General features: G+C 63.2%; 19 protein-coding genes. 9 read left to right on the top strand and 10 right to left on the bottom strand.

Going from position 1 to position 20,197, the window contains the following annotated elements; translation table 11 throughout:
• Positions 1 to 125: 125 nt before the first annotated feature.
• On the bottom strand, positions 126 to 1,055 hold the full coding sequence (locus NKJ91_RS28710; protein WP_352458229.1) for a LysR family transcriptional regulator: 930 nt from the start codon (positions 1,053 to 1,055) through the stop codon (positions 126 to 128).
• Between the two features lie 105 nt (positions 1,056 to 1,160).
• Between NKJ91_RS28710 and NKJ91_RS28705 the strand changes: the two genes are divergently transcribed.
• Positions 1,161 to 2,171, top strand: a complete 1,011-nt coding sequence (locus tag NKJ91_RS28705; protein ID WP_352458228.1) for a zinc-dependent alcohol dehydrogenase family protein — start codon at positions 1,161 to 1,163, stop codon at positions 2,169 to 2,171.
• A 109-nt stretch (positions 2,172 to 2,280) separates the two neighbouring features.
• Here NKJ91_RS28705 and NKJ91_RS28700 read toward each other — a convergent pair whose 3' ends face one another.
• Genes NKJ91_RS28700 through NKJ91_RS28690 form a run of 3 tightly spaced genes read right to left on the bottom strand, consistent with a single transcriptional unit; the run spans position 2,281 to position 6,064 of the window.
• The gene (locus NKJ91_RS28700; protein ID WP_352458227.1) at positions 2,281 to 4,602 is read right to left on the bottom strand and encodes a xanthine dehydrogenase family protein molybdopterin-binding subunit; all 2,322 of its coding nucleotides are present in this window, start codon (positions 4,600 to 4,602) and stop codon (positions 2,281 to 2,283) included.
• Positions 4,599 to 5,582: an FAD binding domain-containing protein gene (locus NKJ91_RS28695; RefSeq protein ID WP_352458226.1), complete on the bottom strand. Its 984-nt coding sequence runs from the start codon at positions 5,580 to 5,582 to the stop codon at positions 4,599 to 4,601. Before NKJ91_RS28695 ends, NKJ91_RS28700 begins: the two co-directional genes overlap by 4 nt.
• On the bottom strand, positions 5,579 to 6,064 hold the full coding sequence (locus NKJ91_RS28690; protein WP_352458225.1) for a (2Fe-2S)-binding protein: 486 nt from the start codon (positions 6,062 to 6,064) through the stop codon (positions 5,579 to 5,581). Before NKJ91_RS28690 ends, NKJ91_RS28695 begins: the two co-directional genes overlap by 4 nt.
• Before the next feature lie 705 nt (positions 6,065 to 6,769).
• Between NKJ91_RS28690 and NKJ91_RS28685 the strand changes: the two genes are divergently transcribed.
• Positions 6,770 to 7,402, top strand: a complete 633-nt coding sequence (locus NKJ91_RS28685) for a TetR/AcrR family transcriptional regulator (RefSeq protein ID WP_352458224.1) — start codon at positions 6,770 to 6,772, stop codon at positions 7,400 to 7,402.
• A gap of 18 nt (positions 7,403 to 7,420) precedes the next feature.
• Here NKJ91_RS28685 and NKJ91_RS28680 read toward each other — a convergent pair whose 3' ends face one another.
• Positions 7,421 to 7,861: a lipid-binding SYLF domain-containing protein gene (locus NKJ91_RS28680; RefSeq protein WP_023677323.1), complete on the bottom strand. Its 441-nt coding sequence runs from the start codon at positions 7,859 to 7,861 to the stop codon at positions 7,421 to 7,423.
• 287 nt (positions 7,862 to 8,148) lie between these two features.
• Here NKJ91_RS28680 and NKJ91_RS28675 point away from each other — a divergent pair, with 287 nt between their 5' ends.
• A complete protein-coding gene (locus NKJ91_RS28675) occupies positions 8,149 to 9,084 on the top strand; it encodes a hypothetical protein (RefSeq protein ID WP_352458223.1) in 936 nt (311 codons plus the stop codon).
• 29 nt (positions 9,085 to 9,113) lie between these two features.
• Here the strand turns inward: NKJ91_RS28675 and NKJ91_RS28670 are convergent, their stop codons facing one another.
• Positions 9,114 to 10,676, bottom strand: a complete 1,563-nt coding sequence (locus tag NKJ91_RS28670; protein ID WP_352458222.1) for a serine hydrolase — start codon at positions 10,674 to 10,676, stop codon at positions 9,114 to 9,116.
• Between the two features lie 128 nt (positions 10,677 to 10,804).
• The gene (locus tag NKJ91_RS28665; RefSeq protein WP_352458221.1) at positions 10,805 to 12,238 is read right to left on the bottom strand and encodes a coiled-coil domain-containing protein; all 1,434 of its coding nucleotides are present in this window, start codon (positions 12,236 to 12,238) and stop codon (positions 10,805 to 10,807) included.
• Between the two features lie 444 nt (positions 12,239 to 12,682).
• Between NKJ91_RS28665 and NKJ91_RS28660 the strand changes: the two genes are divergently transcribed.
• From NKJ91_RS28660 to NKJ91_RS28635, 6 genes are all read left to right on the top strand, one after another.
• A complete protein-coding gene (locus NKJ91_RS28660) occupies positions 12,683 to 13,423 on the top strand; it encodes an ATP-binding cassette domain-containing protein (RefSeq protein WP_352458219.1) in 741 nt (246 codons plus the stop codon).
• 55 nt (positions 13,424 to 13,478) lie between these two features.
• On the top strand, positions 13,479 to 14,540 hold the full coding sequence (locus tag NKJ91_RS28655) for an ABC transporter permease (protein ID WP_023677317.1): 1,062 nt from the start codon (positions 13,479 to 13,481) through the stop codon (positions 14,538 to 14,540).
• A gap of 51 nt (positions 14,541 to 14,591) precedes the next feature.
• Complete coding sequence (locus NKJ91_RS28650; RefSeq protein WP_023677316.1) at positions 14,592 to 15,596, top strand: sugar-binding protein; 1,005 nt, start codon at positions 14,592 to 14,594, stop codon at positions 15,594 to 15,596.
• Positions 15,597 to 15,643: 47 nt separating this feature from the next.
• Positions 15,644 to 16,393 (top strand): glucose 1-dehydrogenase, encoded by a 750-nt coding sequence (locus NKJ91_RS28645; protein ID WP_352451446.1) that lies wholly within the window; start codon positions 15,644 to 15,646, stop codon positions 16,391 to 16,393.
• 183 nt (positions 16,394 to 16,576) lie between these two features.
• The gene (locus NKJ91_RS28640; RefSeq protein WP_352458218.1) at positions 16,577 to 17,488 is read left to right on the top strand and encodes a DUF930 domain-containing protein; all 912 of its coding nucleotides are present in this window, start codon (positions 16,577 to 16,579) and stop codon (positions 17,486 to 17,488) included.
• A 161-nt stretch (positions 17,489 to 17,649) separates the two neighbouring features.
• Complete coding sequence (locus NKJ91_RS28635; RefSeq protein WP_352458217.1) at positions 17,650 to 18,450, top strand: class I SAM-dependent methyltransferase; 801 nt, start codon at positions 17,650 to 17,652, stop codon at positions 18,448 to 18,450.
• A 64-nt stretch (positions 18,451 to 18,514) separates the two neighbouring features.
• Here NKJ91_RS28635 and NKJ91_RS28630 read toward each other — a convergent pair whose 3' ends face one another.
• The 3 genes from NKJ91_RS28630 to NKJ91_RS28620 all read right to left on the bottom strand — a co-directional run bounded on the left by NKJ91_RS28630 (position 18,515) and on the right by NKJ91_RS28620 (position 20,111).
• Positions 18,515 to 19,090, bottom strand: a complete 576-nt coding sequence (locus NKJ91_RS28630) for a dihydrofolate reductase family protein (RefSeq protein ID WP_352458216.1) — start codon at positions 19,088 to 19,090, stop codon at positions 18,515 to 18,517.
• Positions 19,091 to 19,191: 101 nt separating this feature from the next.
• Positions 19,192 to 19,725, bottom strand: a complete 534-nt coding sequence (locus tag NKJ91_RS28625) for an SRPBCC family protein (RefSeq protein WP_352458215.1) — start codon at positions 19,723 to 19,725, stop codon at positions 19,192 to 19,194.
• Complete coding sequence (locus NKJ91_RS28620; protein WP_352458214.1) at positions 19,722 to 20,111, bottom strand: ArsR/SmtB family transcription factor; 390 nt, start codon at positions 20,109 to 20,111, stop codon at positions 19,722 to 19,724. Before NKJ91_RS28620 ends, NKJ91_RS28625 begins: the two co-directional genes overlap by 4 nt.
• Positions 20,112 to 20,197 lie beyond the last annotated feature (86 nt).

The raw sequence follows: 20,197 nt of genomic DNA, 5'->3' as shown, positions 1-20,197 counted from the left end.
CGCCGATGCTGCCAAAGTTCCCATCAGCCATCGCATCAAGAAATGCGCCTGGAACGACGACTATCTCATCAATGCCATCACTCATATGCGATAGCCCTGCCCTCAAGGGGGGGAGATCAGCACCCTCACCTCCGCCACGGCGGGACCGGCGCAAAGCGTTTGCTGATCCAGTCGGCGAAGGCACGTGTCTTGGCGGCTTGCCCCTTGGCCGAAGGCATGACGACATAGACCGCGCCTTCATCGGCGAGCGTCCAGTCCTCCAGCACTGGCACCAGACGGCCGTCGGCGAGCTCGCGTCCGACCAGCCAATCCGTGCTCATCATCAGTCCGACGCCTTGCACGGCGGCTTCGACCAGTACCTCGGCGTCGTCAGTGACCAGCGGCCCGGAGACCTCGATACTGACGCGGCGACCCGTGCTGTCGGTCATCTCCCAGGCCGGAAAGGTCTGGAAACCCGAGAAGCCCAGGCAGCTGTGTTCCAGCAGCGCCTCCGGCGCAGTCGGCGTGCCCCGGCGGGCGAGGTAGGACGGCGCGGCGCACAGCAGCCGCCGCCGTGTCGCGACCTTGCGCGCCACCAGCCGCGAATCCTCCAGCGCGCCGAGACGCACGGCGACATCGAAATTCTCGGCGACGAGATCGACGAAGTGGTTGGAGAACTCGGCCTCGATACGAACGTCGGGAAATTCGGCGAGAAACTGCGGCAGCAGCGGGCCGATCCACATGCGCCCGAACGAGCCGGGCAGCGCCAGCCGCAGCACGCCGCGCGGTCCGCCGCCGGCATGCGCCGACGCGGCAGCCTCGGCCTCGTCGACCGCAGCCAGGATGGCGCGGACCCGGATGAGAAATTCCGAACCCGCCTCGGTCAGCGACACGCTTCGCGTCGTCCGGTGCAGCAGGCGCACGCCCAACCGCTCTTCCAGCGAGGCAAGGCGCCGCGACAGGATCGTCGCGTCGCGGCCGATGCGAGCAGCCGCCTTGGTGAAGGAGCGTGCTTCGGCGATTGCCGCGAAGGCGGTCATTTCGACCAATGCTGCCGGTTCGTGCGATTGCTGCATCAGGCGCAGAGCTCAAATGTAAAAGCCAAGGATTATATACCAATAACGCAGCAGCTAGTTTCACTCAATCCCGGCCCGTCAATCGGCCATCAACCGGAGTGAGACATGAAAGCGATCGAACTGACTGCCCCGAGACTGGACGCGTTTCGCGCGGCCACCGTTCCCACGCCTGAACCGCAGCGCGGCGAAGTGCTGATCCGCCTGCGCGCCGCAAGCCTCAATTTTGTCGATGTCGCGATAGCGAGCGGCAACTATCCAGGTCCGAGCTTTCCGCTCATTCCCGTCGTCGACGGCGCCGGCGAGATCGTCGGCATCGGCGAGGGCGTGTCGAAGCTCGCCATCAACGACCGCGTCATCGCCCATGCAAAACCGCGCTGGATCGGCGGCCGTCCGCGGCCTTACGAGACCAGAGAGATGCGCGGCCTGACGCTCCCCGGCTCGCTCGCCGAGTATGTCGCGCTGCCGGCCAATGCCGTCGTGCCGATGCCTGCGCATTTGTCCTTCGAAGCGGCCGCGACGCTGCCGATCGCCGGCACCACCGCGTGGAATGCGCTTCGCGCCGCCGATGCCGGGCCGGGGTCGGTCGTCGTCCTGCTCGGTACCGGCGGTGTCTCGATCCTGACCCTGCAGCTGGCCAAGGCAGCCGGCGCCACGGTCATCATCACCTCGTCGTCTGACGAAAAGCTGGCGCGCGCCAAGGCCTTGGGTGCGGATCATCTCATTAATTATCGTGAGACGCCGGACTGGGACGCCAAGGTGCTTGAGTTGACCGACGGGCTCGGCGCCGATCTGATCGTCGAAACCGGCGGCGCGGCCACCTTCGCCCGCTCCATCAATGCCGCGGCGCCCGGCGGCACGGTGTTCGCCATCGGCTTCGTCACCGGCGCCGAGGCCACCACGAACCTGCTGCCGATCATCATCAAGGCACTCAAGGTGGTGGGCAACAACACCGGTTCAGTATCCGACCTGCGCGACGCGGCGCGCGCCATCGGCGCCGCCCATATCGATCCGGTCATCGACACGGTCTACAGCCAGCACCAAGCGACCGAGGCCTACGCCCATATGGCGGCAGGCGGCCGGCATTTCGGCAAGCTTGCATTCAGTCTGTCGTGGTGAGCCTGAAAAAGGCAGAGCGTTGAAGCTGCCGATCTCCCCTCTCGTGGGGAGATCGGTCGTCACCTCGGCTTTCGCCAATCGCCAACGCGCCGACAGTCCCAACCTCCGCCTAAATCAGCTTCTCCAGCGTGATCGGCAGGTCCCGCACCCTTTTCCCGGTGGCGTGGAATACCGCGTTGGCGATCGCCGGCGCCACGCCGACAATGCCCAGCTCGCCGACCCCCTTGCCGCCAAGTGCCGAGGAATGCGGATCGGGAATACCGACCGAGATCACCTCGATGTCGGGAATGTCGGCATTGGTGGCGATGAGATAGTCGGCGAGATTGTTGTTGACGATGCGCCCATGCCGGCGGTCGACGATGCCCTCCTCGAGCAGCGCCTGGCCGATGCCCATGATGATGCCGCCCTTCCATTGGCTTTCGGCGAGCTTGGGATTGTAGAGCCGGCCCGAATCCAGCGCCGCCACCACGCGGGAGACGCGAACCGTGCCAAAGTCCTCGTCGACGCGCACTTCGATGAAATGCGCGCACCAGCTGTGGCGGGAATAGTCGCCCTCGGTGTGCGGCAGCGCCATGGCTATGGTGGTGTAGTTCTTGTAGCGGTCCTCGACCGTCGAATTGGCCGGCATGGTGTCGCCCTTCGCCTCGATATGCTCGCGCCCGACGCTGCTGAGCAGTTCGGCGATGGAAACTTCAGGGCCGTTGCCGCGCGGCGAGGCGAGGCGACCATTGGCGACGACGAGCGTGTTGGCCTGCAGTGCATGGAACGGCGAAGCCGGATCGCTGATGGCGAGCCCGATCAGTTGGTCGAGCGCGGCACTCGCCGCCTTGTGGACGGCGCCGGTCATCACCCCGGCCAGCCGCGAACCGCCGGTGACGCCGGCACGGGCATAGCGGGAATCGCCAAGCTTGACGACGACGTTTTCCGCCGGCACGCCCACCACCTCGGCGGCGGTCTGCGCCAGGATCGTGTAGGTGCCCTGCCCCATGTCGATCGATGAGCTTTCGACCTCGACCGAGCCGTCGGCGAGAATGCGCACGACCGCCTCGCCATAGGCGCGCCGCACCGGGTAGGTGCCTGCCGCGACACCCCAGCCGATCAGCTGGTTGCCGTCGCGCATCGAACGCGGCCGGGGGTTCCGCTTCGACCAGCCAAAGGCTTCGGCGCCGGCCGCGAAGGCCTCACGCAGCTGCCGTGTCGACCACGGCTTCTTCGCATGCGGATCCTGCTCGGCATAGTTCCTGAGCCGGATTTCCAGCGGATCGATACCGACCTCATAGGCGAGCTCGTCGATGGCGCTTTCGATGCCGAAGGCGCTCGGGTTCTCGCCCGGCGCGCGCAATGCCCCCGGCACCACCGTGTTGACCCGCACGACGTTCTGCCGCGACGAGAAATTCGGCGTCGCGTACATGACCGAGGTGACCGAGCCGAGCGGCTCGACCCACATGCCGTCGACCGAGGTCTCGTTGACGCCGCGATGCACGATCGACTGGATCTGGCCCTCCGCGTTGGCGCCGAGCGCCACGGTCTGGCGCGTCGCCGCCCGTCCGCCATAGGCGGTGAAGGTCTGCGGCCTGGTGACCGCCAGCTTCACCGGCCGTCCCAGCATTTTCGCGGCGACTGCCGCTACAGCGCCGTAGCCATAGGCAAACGCCTTGGAGCCGAAGCCGCCACCAATATAGGGCGAGACCAGTCGTACATTCTCGAACGGCACGCCGAACCATTCGGCATAGGTCCGCGCCATGCCGTCGAGCCATTGGCTCGGCTCCCAGACCGTCAGCTGGTCGCCCTGCCACTTTGCGATCAGGCCATGCGGCTCCATCGGCGCCTGGTATTCGCGCGGCGTGTTGTAGGCGTTGCAGATCCTGACCGGAGCCGAGGCGAACGCTGTCTCCGCCTCGCCCCATTCCTTGGTCATCGCATCGACGGGGATGCCGTCGCCGGCCTTTGGATCGCTGAGGTCGACGATCGCCGGCGCCTCGTCATAGGCAATCTTGACCAGCGCTGCGGCCGCGACCGCCTGCTCGAAACTCTCGGCCACCACCGCCGCGACATGCTGGCCGCTGAAGGTGATGTCGCGCGCCAGCGGGCAATAGGCGACGTCCGGCGGCGGCGTACCCAGCCAGTCCGTTGCGGTTCTCAGCGGCAGGATATTGTCGGGCGTCAGCACCAGCAGCACGCCGGGCGACGCCTTGGCCGCGGCCGTGTCGATCGAACGCACCCGGCCGGCGGCAATGGTGCTCTCGACCAGCACCGCATGGGTAAGCCCCTCGAGCTGCTGCTCGACGGCGTATTTGGCGGCACCGGTGATCTTGGCCGGGCCGTCGACGCGCGACAGCCGGCCGCCGACCTGATCGGGGAGGACGGCACCGTCCGAAGCGTCGCCGCGTTTGGCATCGCCGGGTCTTGTTCTCAACTCGTGAACGGTCATGCCGTTTCTCCCATTTTGAGGATGGCGCGGGCGACGACGCGCGGCGCCAGTTCGATCTTGTAGTGGTTGGCGCCATGGTCGACGGCGCCCTCGACGGCGAGCAGGCTGGCTTGCCTGACGACCTCCGGCTCGAGCACTTTGCCTTTCAGCGCCTCTTCGACGGCAAGGGCGCGCCATGGCTTGGTGGCAACGCCGCCAAGCGCGACGCGCAGATCGCGAATTGTCCTTCCGTCGGCCTCGAATTCAATGCCGACCGCAGCACTTGCGGCGGCGAATTCATAGGACTGGCGGTCGCGGACCTTGAGATAGGTCGAGCGGCGGGCGGCGGCCGAAGCGGGAATGCCGATCGCGGTGATCATCTCGCCGGGCTCGATCGCATGTTCCCTTTCGGGCGTGCTGCCAGGCAACAGGAAAAAATCATCGACGGCGACCTGACGGTCGCCGAGATGGACGATCGCGTCGAAGGCGACGAGTGCAACCGCCAGGTCGCCGGGATAGGTGGCGATGCAGGCCTCGCTGGTGCCGAGCACGGCATGGCCGCGGGTGACGCCGCCGATCGCCGAGCAGCCGCTGCCGGGCGAGCGCTTGTTGCAGGCGGGGAAATTCGCCGGATCGCGGAAATAGGGGCAGCGCGTACGCTGCATCAGATTGCCGCCGATCGTCGCCATGTTGCGCAGCTGAGCCGACGCCGCCTGCCACAATGCTTCCGAGACTGCGGGGAACCGACTCTTGATATCGGCATGGTCGGCGACGCGGCTCATCCTGGCCAGCGCGCCGATCGTGGCGCCCCGGTCATCAACGGCAATCGTGTCCAGTCCCTTGAGATGGGTGATGTCGACCACGGTCTCGGGTTCGGCAACGCCGCATTTCGCGAGATCGACAAGCGTCGTGCCGCCGGCCAGAAGCATGGCGCCGGGAAGTGCTGCTGCCTCACGGGCTGCATCGACGGAGCCGGCGCGGAGATACGAAAAGTCCCTCATGACGCGGCCTCCATGGCCGCCTGCCGCACGGCGGCGACAATATGCGGATAGGCGCCGCAGCGGCAGAGATTGCCGGCCATGTATTCGCGGATCTCCTCATCCGAGCCGGCATGGCCTTCGCGAATGCAGGCGACCGCCGACATGATCTGGCCCGGCGTGCAATAGCCGCACTGAAAGGCATCCTGTTCGAGGAAGGCGGCCTGCACCGCATGCAGCGTGCCATCCTCCCCGGCAAGCCCTTCGATGGTGGTGATGTCCCTGCTTTCAGCCTGAGTGGCAAGCGTCAGGCAGGCCAGCACGCGCTGGCCGTCGATATGAACGGTGCAGGCGCCGCACTGGCCCTGGTCGCAGCCCTTCTTGGTGCCGGTCAGGCCGAGATGGTCGCGCAAGGCGTCGAGCAGGGTAACGCGCGGTTCGACCTCCAGCTCATGTCGATGTCGGTTGATTCGAAGTTGGATTGAAGTTCGGGTTTTGCTTGTCATGGGGCGTCTGGCTCCGGTTGCTTGACGCGGGAGGGGATGATCTGGTGCCCGGCCGGCGAGCGGCAAGATCAGCTTATGGCTAGGTGAGCTAATCTCCCCCCTTGCGGGGGAGATGCCCGGCAGGGCAGAGGGGGTCGGTTCGACTTGGCGCGAGCTCCGGGAGGGCTGCGGCTTGGGAGGTCGAAAGACGTGACATACCCGATCCCGTGATTACATGAGAAAGGCGCTCCACAATCGGAGGCACCTCCGCTTATTACCTAAGGGCCTGCTCCGCCCTGTTCAAGCCCAGGATCGAAAATGATCAAAATTGGAGAAAATTGGCAGGGCAGCCGGCCGTCATGCCTGGAGACAAAAAAGCACCACCGGCCCAAGCCGGTGGTGCTCTCTGAACTGTCTGTAGGGGCAGGACAGTCCAATGATCCTGAGGGGATCGTGCTCAACGTGGGCTCATTTTTGCCCCACGGCATCGGCCGAACAGATGACGAGTGCCGGCCGCGAGGAAATATCCTCCGTCGTCATCCACCGGCCGTGCACCGGAGGCGGGCAAGATGCCTCGCCTGCCGGAACGCCGGCCCAGACTCGATCCTGTGATTATATTTACTTGCGATTATATTTGTCGGAGACGTAACGAAGGTGGAAGCGTCTGCGTTCTTGAAACGGGGCCTGCCTGTTCGGTTATGCTTCGGATCAGCACTGGAGAAAAAATTGGCCGCGGAGCCGCCCGTCATTTCTGGAGACAAAACCGAAGCCGCCGTTGCAAAACCGCTGCGCGCCGACGCGCAGCGCAACCGCGATGCGCTGGTCGAGGTCGCGGCAAAAGCCTTTGCCGCGCAAGGCGTCGATGCCTCGCTGGAGGAGATTGCGCGCCAGGCCGGCGTCGGCATCGGCACGCTCTACCGGCATTTCCCAACCCGCGAGCACCTGGTCGAGGTGGTTTATCGGCGCGAAGTGGAAGGACTGTGCCAGGCGGCCGACGAACTCGCCCGCGATCATGCGCCCGACATGGCGCTCGAACAATGGATGCAGCGCTTCGTCGACTACATCGCCACCAAGCGCGGGCTGTCGACAAGCCTGCGCATCCTGCTCACGACCAACTCAACCCTGTTCTCCGACGTTTCCGGCAGGGTGACGCTCGCCTTGCGGCGGCTGATCGATGCCGCGGTCGCCGACGGCTCGATCCGCGGCGATATCGATGCCTCCGACGTGCTGCATGCGCTGGGCGGCATCTATTCGGCCCCGGACACCAAGGACTGGCGCGACCGCTCGCGCCGATTGGTGTCGCTGCTGATGGACGGGCTGCGGTTTGGAGCGGCCAAATCCGGCCCATCCAAGGAATAACGAATGCAGTGACTGTCCTTATTTCAGCGAGATGCTCATACCGCTGAGATCGGCATTGACTTGCAGGCCTACCTGCCTGCCCGTGAGTTCGAGTTGGGCACCCTTGTCATTGGTCATGACGATCACCTGGGCTCCTTTGCCGAGCGCGCCGCCACCGCCCGCTGCACCGTACACCCCCGTCACATCCCGGGCACGGCGTATGTGGCGCACGGTACCTTTGAAATAGGTCTTGGAGGCGCCGAAGGCGAGGCCGCCCGAGATGCCGCCGACCGAGATGGGATATCGGCGACCATGGAAGGTCAGTGTGCCCTCGCCTCCGGAGCCGCCGATGAAAAAGGCCGCCTTGTAGATGGCGAAGCGGATCGTACCGCTGTCGGCATGCGCGACGCTGGCAAAGCTAACTGCCGCCGCAGCGATGACGGCAACTGCGACTGAACGAAATCTGGACGAAATCTTCATGATGAGAACTCCTCAAGATCGCCGCATGCCCAGCCGGCCGGGCACGTCGGCGTCATATCAAAGTCATAGCTGAACAGTCTCGCCCGTCATTGGTTCCAAGCACGCGGCCTGAATTCCGGCCGCAAGAAGACCGCCACGAAACGAGGCGGATGGCGAGCATAGTCCTGGCTGTAAGAACAGTGGCCGACCAGCGGGGATCTGTCGCCGGCGCTCCTATGAAAACGTAGGTGTTGAAGCGGAATGGTATTAGTCTGCGCTGTCTGGGGTTTCGGGAGCGCGGCAAAGGAATGGACTTCAACTCACGCCATGGCTACCTGCTGATCGGCGGCCTGATCCTGGTCGGCGCCGGGCTCCTGGTCGTTTCGCTGATCGTCAATCTTCGCGTGGCGCACAGTGTGCGTGACGACGTACGCCATCGTGAAAAGCTGCTGGAATATTATCGCAATATCTTTTCGCAGCTGGGCGTGATCCTGATCGGGATTGGCGTGTCCCTGTTCATCTTCTTTTTCCAGCAGAATTATCAGGACCAGCGCAAACGCGAAACGGAGCTCCAGCAGGTTCTCGCCAAACTGGCGGCGCGTGTTGCCCGCGACAGCGCTGTCGTGGAGGCCCTCGGCGAATTCGATGAGCTGCTGGATGATGGCGGCGCCTATGTCAGTCCGGAACTCGGCGGAAACAATGCCGCCGTCAGCGCCGACGGAACGGCGCTCGCCAAGCAGGTTTCGCAGATCCTTCTGGTCGAGCGCGACGTCGATGTTCAGGGGTTCGATATTCTCAATCTGTCACGCGATTTCGAAGCATCGTTCGTCGTCAACGAGCTCAACCCAATGCTATGGTTCAACATCGTCCGGGACGAGAGCGACATCAAATATGCCACTACCCAGATCGCCCTGGATTACAAGGACCTGCAGGATGCGATCGGCGGCGAGCCGATCGAGGTTGCGATCGCCAATCCCGAAAAGGAGCGGAAGATCAAGCAGGAGGTGCTCGACATCTTTTATGATGCCGACCTCCTGCGCCAGCGCAGCAGGCGGTTTCTCGGCCGCGCGTGCTGGCTTTTCAGCAACGGGCGCGGCTTCGTCAAGCTTGCGCCGGTCAACGAGATCGAAGCCGATGCCAGATCGCACCAGGAATGGCTCGACCGGTCGAAACCCTTCCTGACGCAGGCGACATCGGGCAGCGGCGATTGCTTCAAATTGCTCCGGTTCGGCCCGGCATCCTGAACCGGCAAAGGCTCCCTGATCGCCGGTGGCTAATCCCCCACGCGCTGCAGCGTACCGAGATGATTATCGTCGAGAAATTCGACGGTCATGGCCGACGCCTTGCCGTCGGGGCCGACGGCAAAGCTGACGGCCGAGGGCCTGTCCGGCATCTCGGCATCAGGGAAGGTCACGAAGAGGTCGCGGTCGAAATGCTTCAATGGATAGGACCGCGCACCGGCGGGCCCGACCTTGAGGACAAGGGCGTCTCCTTCGCCCGACACAATAGCATCGCCGATGAAGTCGTTGAAGTAACGGCCTGCATAGGCACTGGCCGGCTCGGCCGGACTTGCTGGAGAGGGCGGCGCGGCATAGGTGGCCTTGGCCGCCGCAATGACCGGGCCGAACATGCTCGCATAGATATCATTCCATGCCTTTATCTTATCCTTGCCCAGCGTTCCGTCGAAGACGAGATCGGCGAAGTTGTCGGACAGCCCCTCCGGCACGCCTGTCGGAAAGGCGTTGGCGATAACGACGATGCCAAGCTTCTCCTCGGGGAAGAGCATCACCAGACTGCGTGCGCCGGCGCTGAAGGCGCCCGCATGACCCCAGATCAGCCCGTGCCGGCCGAATTCGATATTCCAGCCGAGGCCGTAGAAGGCCTCGCCTCCGGAGACGGGGTTCTTGCCGCGAGCCGTCAAGGGAATATGTGTCTGGTCCAGCGCATCGGCGGCAATGAGTCTCTTGCCGGCGTAGGCACCATTGCCGAGCATAAGGCGCATCCATTGCGAGAGGTCGCGTGCGGTGGAACTGACGCCGCCTGCTGGCGCCTGCGCATCCGGATAGCGCTGGACCTTCGCGGTCCACGCGCCATCGATTTTGGCGTGGAGTTCGGCGCGGTTGGCGTGCTTGATGAAGTCCGAATGACGGGAGCTGGTCGAGGCCATTCCAAGCGGACGGTAGAGCTTCTCTTCGGCGACCTCTTCCCATGATTTGCCTGTCGGCTTCGCGGCCGCGACGGCACCCTCGGTCAGTCCGAAATTGCTGTAGGAATAGCCCGCACGAAAGCTCGATGACGGCGACACGAACCGCAGGCGGCGCAGGATCTCCGCGCGGTCATAGCCGATGTCCTCGAGGTCGTCGCCGGCGGTGCCGGGAAGCCCGCTGCGGTGCGCAAACAGGTCGCGGACCGTGAGTTCGCTGGTCGGATAGGGCTGGGCGAGCCGGAAAGCCGGATCGAGGTCGGCGATCTTCGAATCCCACGAAGCGATCCCCCCGCTGACCAGCGCCGCCACGACCGTGGCGGAGACAGGCTTGGAGAGCGAGGCGATCTGGAACACCGTGTCGGCGTCGACGGCCTCCGGCTTGCCGGCCTCGCGATGCCCAAAACCCTTGAGGAAGATCACCTCGTCGCCGTGCACGACGCCGATGGCCAGACCGGGCACGCTACCATCCGCGACGACGCCTTCGGCCAGTAATTCGAGCTTCGCAATGGCCGCGGCGATCCGGTCGGGCGTAATGGTGTCGGCCGACGCCACTTTCGGCGAAAGCGTAATGAGGGCGATGAAGGCCAACCTCCTCCACCGGAGGTGATTCCGGTTTGTGAATAGCCGCATGCTCAGCCCCCTCCGCCTCACCGGCGTCCACTATTGCAGCCTGACGCAGGGGAGGCCAGCCCCAACGATCGCTTCCATCGACGGATGTTCGCTTCGCACCAGTCGAACTTCAGACAGCCGCGCCTGAGCTAGGATGCAGCGCGCAGGCGAAGGCGTCGCCTGCTGGCGCGGGCCTTCTCCGCCACCGCGGCGGTGATCTCGACCACGCCGTCTTCACGCGGTCTGGCGTTGGTGACCTTGTGGAGCCGCTCATAGGGCAATAGTTCCTTGACCCGGGCTTGAAGCGACGCGACTTCGGCTCGCAGATCCTCGCATTCCTGCCTCTGGACATCGAACTGTATCTGTTCGGATGCCTGCTGCAGAGAAAGCTGCGAAAAATTCGCGCTGATTGCGGAAAGGTTCATCTTGTCGTTTTCGCTCTCCTTCATGAGAGCGGACAATTTTTGCTCGACAATTTGCTTTTCCGCCACCGCGTCGCTCGCTTGAGCCTTGAGCCTGGCGATCTCGCTGGCGGCTTCGCTGTTGTGGTTGGAGGCGGCCTCCAGTCGCGATCGAAGATCCTCGATTTCAGAACGCAAGCCGGTCATCTCCGCGACACTGCGTGAAAGCTCGGCTTCCCTGTCACCGTCCCTGAGGCGGGCCGCTTCCGTTATTTCCGATAGCTTTGCCTGCGCCATATCGAGCGATTTCTGCAGCCGCATCTCCTCTTTCTCGCTCTTGCCAAGTGCGGCCAGCAGTTCCGAAACCTGCGCGGCGTCATTGGCATGGACAGTCGAGAGTTCGTCCAGCCTGTGCCGCGCCTCGGCCTCCCGTTTCAGCGCCTTGTCGAGGTCGATCGACAGGCTGACATGTTTTTCCCGCAGCATCTCGTTCTCGCGCGAGCGTCTGTTGGCCTCGACCGCTCTGGCCGAGAGCGTTTTGACAAGCTCGCCGAACTCGGCCTCGCGTTTTGCGCTCGCATTGCCTGCCACGACGAGTTCCAGCCTTGCTGCAGCCAGCGCGCCGCGAAGTGCTTCCTTGTCCTCGACCAGGCTCGCCTCGTGCTGCTGCAGGGCCTCGATAGCGCTGTCGCGCTCGCGCTGCTTTCTGGTTGCATCGTGGAGCTGTTCGGACAGCACCCTTTGCTGCGCGGTCAGGCCGGTATTTGCCAGCTCCAATTCGTTGGCGCGAAGAATGTCGCCGTGGAGCAGTTTTAGAAATTCGCCCGTCAGATGATGCGAGGTCGCGATCTCCGACAGTTTCGCATTGATCTCCCCCAGATACTCCTGCGCGTCGTGAAAGAGCCCATCGACCGCACTTAAGGCAGCCAGCCGGGTTTGCGTATGGGGCGTCAGCCGCCGTGCGGTCTCGAAAGCGTCCGCATTGGCCTCGAGCTGCGAGCTGTCATCCGTTGCCGCGAGATTCTCATCCGACACAGTCTCATCCGGCACAGTGACGTCGTTCAACGGCGACTGATCGTCCACGTTGAGACATTCGCTAAACGCATCCGCCAAATCGGTTTCGAGCTCCTTGAACGCTCTCTCCACAGTCTCGGCACGCTTGATCAAACCTTTGAAATTCATGACCGAATATCCCTCTCGTGCAGCGCCGTTAAGGAGCGGACTTTCAACACTTGACCCTCGCCTCCCCCGAAATGCGGGTTCATCTCCTGACGTGCGCTCTGGCCGACGCACGCTAGGGACAGGCTTGGCCACTGTCCTCGTGTGTTTGAATGACATGTTCTGCCGCGCTCCATACCCGAGGCGTTGGCACCGCTCGCAAAATGCCCACTCATTTCACCCGAAACGGATATGAAGCGGCGCAAGCCTGAGGATCGCCTGGTGACTGTTGTAAGGATCGGCCGAGCGCCTCGGTGCTCTGCAGCAGCTACAAGTCACACTCGGACGAGGCGCGTTACGGCCGGGAGGCCTGACCTAATAAATGATTGTGTTGAATACGTTTCGCTGATTAGCTGCTGTGCATTGACCAGGGACAAGACCGATAAATGTTGTCCCGGGAGGACCGCGATGCCGGTGCTTGAGGTTCGCCACGTCTCCAAGAATTTCGGGGCTATCCAGGCCCTGACTGACGTCAGCTTCCAGGTGGAGCGAGGCGAAGTCGTTGGTCTGATGGGGGATAACGGGGCCGGCAAGTCGACGATAGTCAAGGCTGTGGCCGGGAATTTTCCTCCGAGCGACGGCGAAATTGTAGTCGAGGGCGAGGTGTGCCACTTCCACCAGCCCGTGCAGGCCCGCGCCAAGGGGATCGAAGTTGTTTATCAGGACCTGGCGCTCGCCGATAATCTGACGGCCGCGCAGAACGTCTTTCTGGGGCGCGAGATCAAGAAAGGCTTCTGGCCGATCAGGATTCTTGACAAGCAGGCGATGATCGATCGCTCGGCAGCGCTGTTCAAGGAACTCAAATCGGAAACCCGGCCGCGCGACCTCGTCAGGAAGATGTCGGGTGGGCAGCGCCAGGCGGTCGCCATCGCGCGGACCCGGCTTTCAAATGCTAAGCTGGTGCTGATGGACGAACCAACGGCCGCCATCTCCGTGCGCCAGGTGGCGGAAGTACTCGAACTGATCCGACGCCTCAAAGCACAAGGAGTCGGCGTCATGCTGATCAGTCACCGAATGCCTGACGTGTTCGCCGTGGCAGATCGCATTATCGTCCTCAGGCGGGGCTCGAAAGTTGCCGACAAGCCAGCCGACAGAACATCGCCCGAGGAAATCACTGGACTGATAACGGGGGCCATCCGTGGCGAATAGTGTTCAGGAGTCAGTTGGCGTTCAGGGCTCAGTCGAAGAACATGGCCGGCCGGCCATGTCGGATTTCGTCCCGACCAAGGAAAAAACAGTTCTCCAACGTGTGATTTCAAGTCAGCCCTTCTGGGTGACGATCGCGCTCATCGCGCTCGTCATGTTGATGACTGCGATGGAGCCGAGCTTCGGCACCTCTGAAAACGTCGCCAATGTGACGCGCAATTTCGCACCTTTCGGCATCATGGCCCTCGGCATGACGATCGTCATCATCACCGGCGGTATCGATCTGTCGGTCGGCTCCGTCATGGGTCTCGTGGTCATCGTCGCCGGCCTGTTCCTCACCTGGCATTATCCCTGGTACGTCGCCTTCGCCATGGGCCTTTTCTCCGGTCTGGCCTGTGGCGCGGTCAACGGATTCTTTGTCGCCTATGTCGGGATGCCGTCCTTTGTGGTCACCCTCGGTATGCTGTCCGTCGCGCGCTCGCTGGCGGTCGTATTCTCGGCCAACCAGATGCTCTACCAGTTCGGGCCCGATGCTCCGATCGTGAAGGCAATCGGTCAGTGGAAATGGCCGCGGCATGGTCCGAACGACTGGGCACCGCATTGGATACCAGAACTGTCGTCACAATTCTGGACCATGGTGATCTTGGCCCTGATTGTCGGCTTCGTATTCAACTTCACAGCCTGGGCCCGGCATCTCTTCGCCATCGGCGGCAATGAGGAGGCGGCACGGCTCACCGGCGTTCCGGTCAACTGGATTAAATTCCAGGCCTATGTCTTCTCGGCTTTCACCGCCGCGCTCGCCTCGCTCCTGCTCCTCGGCTATAACGGCTCGGCCATCAATGCCATGGGCCAAGGCTACGAGCTGCGCGTTATCGCCGCGACAGTCATTGGCGGCGCCAGCCTCATGGGCGGCGCCGGCACGGCCTTCGGTGCGATCATCGGTTCGGCCTTCCTCGAGGTGATCAGGAATGCGCTGCTGATGGCCGGCATCGATTCAAACTGGCAGGGTGCCTTCGTCGGCGCCTTCATCGTTCTTGCGGTTCTTTTGGGCATGCAAACCGGCGGCAAATCGATTCTCGCCGCGTCGCTGGCAGTCTTGATGCCCAAAAAACGCCGCTAGAAACCCGCCGGCGGGAGGCTTGCGGGATCACACCCAGGAGGAGAACGTCACATGAAAAAACATCTGCTGACGGCCGCCGTCGCGCTTGGCGCAATGGTGCTCGCCGTTTCCGGCGCCCAGGCGAAATACACCTTCGCCCTGGTGCCGAAGAACATGAACAATCCTTTCTTCGACCAGGCACGCGACGGCTGCAAGAAAGCCGAGGCCGAATCCAATGGCGCCGTGGAGTGCATGTATATCGGCCCCGGCGAACATGGTGGTGGCGACGAGCAGGTGCAGATCGTGCAGGACCTCGTGGCCAAGAAGGTGGACGGCATCGCCGTGTCGCCATCGAACGCCGCGGCGATGGCGGTTGCGCTGCAGGCCGCCAAGGAAGCCGGCATCCCGGTCCTCACCTGGGACTCCGATCTCCTGCCCGAAAACAAGGATCTGCGCGTTGCCTATATCGGCACGCACAATTACGAGATCGGCGAGAACCTCGCCAAGCTTGTCATGCAGATCAAGCCCAAAGGCGGCACGATCTGCATCCAGTCCGGCGGCGCCGCGGCGGCCAACCACAACGAGCGCATGCAGGGCATTCGCGATACACTTTCGGGCACCAAATCGGCGGCCTCGCCCGGGGATCGGCTGACGGGCCAGAACGGCTGGACCGAAATCGAAGGCTGTCCGCTCTACACCAACGATGATTTCCCGCTTTCGGTACAACAGTTCGAGGATATCATGGCGAAAAACCCGAACCTCGACGCATTCGTCCCAACCGGCGGCTTCCCGCAGTTCATTCCCGATGCCAACCGCGCCGCGGTCGCACCGTACAAGGACAAGATCGCCTCGAAAGCCCTGGCCCTTGTCGTTGCCGACACGCTTCCGGTACAGATCGACCAGATGAAGGAAGGTTTCTCCCTTGGCCAGGTCGGCCAGCGGCCATTCGAGATGGGCTACAAGACTATGATGGCGCTGAAGGAAATGAAGGAGGGCAAGGCTCCGCCGGCCGACCCGACCTACACGGGCCTCGATGTCTGCACTCCGGAGACAGCCGACACTTGCGTCGCCAAATAGTGCTTTTGGGCGGGAGGAAACTCCCGCCCTTTTCATAGGGGATCTCAATGCCGGAATTGTTCTCGCTCAAGGGCCGTGTCGCATTGGTCACGGGTGCCTCGCGTGGTCTTGGTTTTGCCATGGCCAAGGCACTTGCGGAAAACGGCGCGACGGTGATCGTCAATGCGCGCGACATGGCCGCCCTTTCCGCGGCCGCCGAAAGGATCGGTGCAGAAGCCCTGCCGTTCGATGTCACCGACGCGGCGATCTCAAGGGCGTCGCTCGAAGGAATCGTCGAACGCCACGGCCGCCTCGACATTCTGGTCAACAACGCCGGCATCCAGCATCGGAAACCGTTAGTCGAATGGCAGGACGAGGATTTCAACCATGTGGTTGCCGTCAATCTGTCGGCTTGCTTCCGCATGATGCGCGACGCGGTGCGCCTGATGCTGCCAAACAAGTTCGGGCGCATAATAAACACCGGATCGGTCGCAGCGATCCTTGGCCGTCCCACCATTCACGCCTATGTAGCGGCAAAGGCGGGCCTGCACGGGCTGACACGCTCAACTGCCGCTGAGCTGGGCCGTCACGGCATCACCGTCAACGCGATCGCCCCCGGCTATTTCGCCACCGAGCTCAACACCGCACTTATGCGCGACGAGGCCTTCACCAAATGGGTCGAGGCACGAACCCCCGCGGGCCGCTGGGCCCAGCCTGAGGAGCTCGGCGGAGCCGTGGTGTTTCTCGCCTCCGACGCTGCCGCTTACGTCAACGGGCACGTGCTGGCGGTTGACGGCGGGCTATCGGTTTCCCTGTGATTTCAACCGGCGACACCGTGCCGGCAGGGCGTGCCTGCTAGCCGCCTGAAATGACGACTTGCTGCATGCGCTGCTGGCCCGGTCCCCTGCGCGGACGCCGACGCCACACGATTGGATGCCGCGCCGTGTTGCAGCCGCCGACTTTCGATTCGCAACGGGTTATTTCGACGTCTGGCCGCATCGATGCTTGATGCCGCCAATATTTCATTCCACACACCGGTCACAATGAGAGACGACATACGGGATCAGCGCCGGGTATTCGGGTGGGCCTTGCCTGCCTCCGCGGTCGTGCATTTGCTCGCCGCCGCGCTTCTTTTGTCCGCACTGCCGCTGTCGCCCCCGCAGCCGCAGAAGGAGCAGGCCATCGGGGTAGATCTGGTGCCGCCGCCTAAACCGCCGGAAAAAACCAAACCTCCGTCCCCCGCTGAACCGCCCAAGCCGGAAAAGCAGCCGGAAGCCAAGGTCGAGACCCCGGCGAGCCGTGAGGTCGCCGCGCAGAGACCTGTCTTCCAATTCGGTGAGAAGGACGCCGGTCCTCGCAAGTCTCTGGACGGCAACAGTGCGGAGGATGGTTCGGAACAACCGACGGCGCCGCAAGATCCCAATAAACAGGATCTTGCGCAGCCACCTGCCGTGACTGCGGTAGACGGCAAAGACTCGGCTCCACCGCCTGGCGCATCCGCGCCGCCTAAGCCCAAGCCAGCGAACGTCGCCAAGGAGCAAAAACCCTTGAAGCTTCAGCAAGCCAAGACGTTGTTCTCGGAAGCAGCAACCGGTGATCCGATAGCGACAATCGCAATGGCTGCTTTGCCGCGCGGCGAACGGGTCGGGCAGCTCTGCGCCACGGAACTCGGCGGGCAGTTGCTCCACGCCTCGCCCCCCTATTTTTTTGACAGCATTCCCAAGTATCGGTTGAAGGAGGGCACGGTCCTTGACGTCGCCAGTGCACCCTTTCCCGTCAACGGGCAGTGGTACGACCTGAGCTTTCGTTGCGAGGTCGATCCGGACGCGACGAAAGTCATTTCCTTCGGCTTCCGTGTCGGAGATCCGGTGCCGCGCAGCGAATTGAAACGTCGCGGGCTGCCGGCCGAATAACTAGCTGAGGCTAATCGAGGCCGACGCGGGGACATCAATCCACGAAGCAACCCGGCATCCGTAAGTTAGCTTTCGTCAACGGCCGCCCCAAGGTGGGACGAATGCTCGCCCGCCTTGGCAATCGCTGTGTCGAGGTTTAGCTTATGCTAAGGGAGGGTTCGATGACTTCAAGTTTCAACGTTCACCATGCTGCCGGCTATGAGCAGCTCATGGGCCGCTGGAGCCAAAAGCTCGCGCCGCTGTTCATCGGCTTCGCGGGCCTCAAGGACGGCGAAAAGATCCTTGACGTCGGATGCGGCACCGGCAGCCTGACCTTCGCGCTCGTCAAGGCCGCTGACCTCGGCGAGGTCGCGGCGATCGACTTTTCGGCCGTTTTCGTCGAGGAGGCAATCCGACGCAACACCGATCCGCGGATAAAAATCCGTCAGGCGGATGCCTGCGCCCTGCCCTTTGAGGATGGCGCGTTCGACCGTGCCCTAGCCCTGCTCGTGCTCCATTTCGTTCCCGAAGCCGGCAAGGCAGTCGCCGAGATGCGCCGCGTCGTGCGGCCGGGCGGCGTCGTCGCGGCGACGGTATGGGACCATCTCGGCGGCATGCCGGGGATGCGCATGATGATCGACACGGTGGCGGTGCTCAGTGAAGGCGGACGCCAGCTGCGTGCCCGCTATTGCACGCAGCCGATGATGCAGCCGGGTGAAATGAAACGGACCTTTGTCGAACAGGGTCTCCGCGACGTTACGGAAACCCAGTTGATGATCCGCATGGACTACCAAAATTTCGATGATTACTGGGCGCCGATTGCCGCCGGCGAAGGGCCGCTCGGCAAGTATGTGGCCGCGCTCGACCCGGAAGAGCGGGCGCGCACCGACGCCGCCATGCGCGACGCCTATGAGGCCGGCCGGCCCGACGGCCCGAGGTCCTTTGCCAATGTCGCCTGGGCCTGCCGCGGCGTCGTTGCCTGACCTTGGCGCTAATGCATGCCGCGCAAAAAGCGCGTCGCATGAGGCCGATCGAACGCGACGCGCTTTAGCCGATCCCGTAGACCAGCCCGACGCGGCCGTCCGAAAGCTGCTCGACCTTGCGCAGTTCGAGCCCACGACGATTCTTCGCCGTTCCAAACAGCGCCTTTCCGTCACCGGCGAGCAGCGGATAGACGATCAGCCTGAGTTCATCGACCAGCCCAGCATCGATAAGGCTCGCGGTAATTCGGGCGCCGCCCATAAGGTAGATGTCCTTGCCGGGCTGCTGTTTCAGCGCAGCGATATCCTCGAAATTCCGCACGAAGCGCGTCTTTGGCCAGGCCGCCGAAGTCATTGTGTTCGACAGCACATAATGCGGGGTCTGCGCGGCGAAGCGGGCCCATTCGAGCTCGGCCGGCTTCGGCAATTTGCCGGTCATCGGCAGCGGCTTGTCGGGCTCGTCCTGGATGGCGCTCCAGTAGCGCTCGTAGCCGGCATACATGACGCTGCCAAGCAGGCAGGCATCGATTTGCGGCGTCAGGCCGTATTCGTCCGACCACGCATCGACCCAATCGGCGTAACCCTCGGGTCCCTCCATCTTGCCGTCGACGGAAATTTTCATTCCAGCGATCAATTTGCGCATAACTTCCTCCACCAGGCTTGCGGGATGCAAGCACGTTTCATCGGTTCATCGTTGCTTCGTGTTGCTGGCGGCGACCTCAGGGATGGCCGCCGCGAGTTACATCAGGCCGGCAGGCGGCGGTCGTATTCTTCCCGCAGGCGGCTCCAGCCGTCCCAGAACGAGGTCGGCGTCTTGTCCGCCAGGCGGGCGGCCAGCAGGTCGAGGTGTATGTGCCAGCCGGCCGTGATGTTGAGCTGGATTGCACGTTCCGGCAGGCGGCGATGAACGACGGTGAGCAGCACATCGCTACCCTTCGCCTCCAGCAAGAAGGAGACGCCGCCAGTGTTTCCCCAGGTGATGGAAAGCTTGCGCGGCGGATCGAGTTCGGTGATCCGGCCCTCCATCCGATGCTCTTCGGGAAAGCCCGCGGGGCGCTGGCCAGGCGGGTCCGTCAGCTCGTCGTTACGCCAGACCAATTCGAACGAGCTGCCGGCCTTCATTTCCATCTGGCCCGCGGCCATCCATTGCCGGCGCAGGTCACTCTCGGTGAGATAGGCCCAGACGCGCTCGATGGGGCCGGGCAAGAGGCGCTGGATGGTGAACGTGGCGGCCTCGCTCAGCGCGCCATAGGCGTCGATGCTTCTCATCTGGTTCATTGCTCGTCTCCTTCTTTCGGGTTGGGCGATTTCCTGGACTCATCCTGGGCTTTGCGTGCGTCCTCTTCGCGAAGAAGGCGTTCGAGAACATCGAGACGACCGGTCCAGAAGCGCTCGTAGAAGCTGAGCCACTGATGGGCGCTGGCCAGCGGTCCAGGGGCTAGTCGGCACAGATGCGTGCGGCCCCTCACCTCTCGACGAATAAGCCCTGCGTTCTCCAGCGCCTTGATGTGCTTGGAGGCCGCCGCGAGCGACATCGCGAAGGGTTCCGCCAGCTGGCTTACCGTTTTCTCGCCATCAGCGAGATCGCGAAGCATGTGCCGCCGGGTGGCGTCGCCAAGGGCGTGAAAAACCGCATCCATCTTGGGTGTCTCTAATTCAACCATGTAGTTGAATATAGACGCACGCTTTGAGATAGTAAACCGTTTGGTTGAATAATTTATGTGAAGCGCCGCGGGGCCGTTTGCGCCAT

It is taken from the genome of Mesorhizobium sp. M0040 (genome assembly GCF_040323505.1).
Lineage (GTDB): Bacteria > Pseudomonadota > Alphaproteobacteria > Rhizobiales > Rhizobiaceae > Mesorhizobium.
Note: the sequence above shows the minus strand (reverse complement) of the source record. Positions and strands in the feature narration are given on the sequence as shown.

Coding starts and splice junctions, on each gene's coding strand:
- NKJ91_RS28675 (WP_352458223.1), top strand. CDS start 8,149: ATGGACTTCAACTCACGCCATGGCTACCTGCTGATCGGCGGCCTGATC.
- NKJ91_RS28645 (WP_352451446.1), top strand. CDS start 15,644: ATGCCGGAATTGTTCTCGCTCAAGGGCCGTGTCGCATTGGTCACGGGT.
- NKJ91_RS28695 (WP_352458226.1), bottom strand. CDS start 5,582: ATGAGGGACTTTTCGTATCTCCGCGCCGGCTCCGTCGATGCAGCCCGT.
- NKJ91_RS28625 (WP_352458215.1), bottom strand. CDS start 19,725: ATGAACCAGATGAGAAGCATCGACGCCTATGGCGCGCTGAGCGAGGCC.
- NKJ91_RS28660 (WP_352458219.1), top strand. CDS start 12,683: ATGCCGGTGCTTGAGGTTCGCCACGTCTCCAAGAATTTCGGGGCTATC.
- NKJ91_RS28640 (WP_352458218.1), top strand. CDS start 16,577: ATGCTTGATGCCGCCAATATTTCATTCCACACACCGGTCACAATGAGA.
- NKJ91_RS28705 (WP_352458228.1), top strand. CDS start 1,161: ATGAAAGCGATCGAACTGACTGCCCCGAGACTGGACGCGTTTCGCGCG.
- NKJ91_RS28630 (WP_352458216.1), bottom strand. CDS start 19,090: ATGCGCAAATTGATCGCTGGAATGAAAATTTCCGTCGACGGCAAGATG.
- NKJ91_RS28635 (WP_352458217.1), top strand. CDS start 17,650: ATGACTTCAAGTTTCAACGTTCACCATGCTGCCGGCTATGAGCAGCTC.
- NKJ91_RS28665 (WP_352458221.1), bottom strand. CDS start 12,238: ATGAATTTCAAAGGTTTGATCAAGCGTGCCGAGACTGTGGAGAGAGCG.
- NKJ91_RS28710 (WP_352458229.1), bottom strand. CDS start 1,055: ATGCAGCAATCGCACGAACCGGCAGCATTGGTCGAAATGACCGCCTTC.
- NKJ91_RS28670 (WP_352458222.1), bottom strand. CDS start 10,676: ATGCGGCTATTCACAAACCGGAATCACCTCCGGTGGAGGAGGTTGGCC.
- NKJ91_RS28690 (WP_352458225.1), bottom strand. CDS start 6,064: ATGACAAGCAAAACCCGAACTTCAATCCAACTTCGAATCAACCGACAT.
- NKJ91_RS28620 (WP_352458214.1), bottom strand. CDS start 20,111: ATGGTTGAATTAGAGACACCCAAGATGGATGCGGTTTTTCACGCCCTT.
- NKJ91_RS28655 (WP_023677317.1), top strand. CDS start 13,479: ATGTCGGATTTCGTCCCGACCAAGGAAAAAACAGTTCTCCAACGTGTG.
- NKJ91_RS28700 (WP_352458227.1), bottom strand. CDS start 4,602: ATGACCGTTCACGAGTTGAGAACAAGACCCGGCGATGCCAAACGCGGC.
- NKJ91_RS28680 (WP_023677323.1), bottom strand. CDS start 7,861: ATGAAGATTTCGTCCAGATTTCGTTCAGTCGCAGTTGCCGTCATCGCT.
- NKJ91_RS28650 (WP_023677316.1), top strand. CDS start 14,592: ATGAAAAAACATCTGCTGACGGCCGCCGTCGCGCTTGGCGCAATGGTG.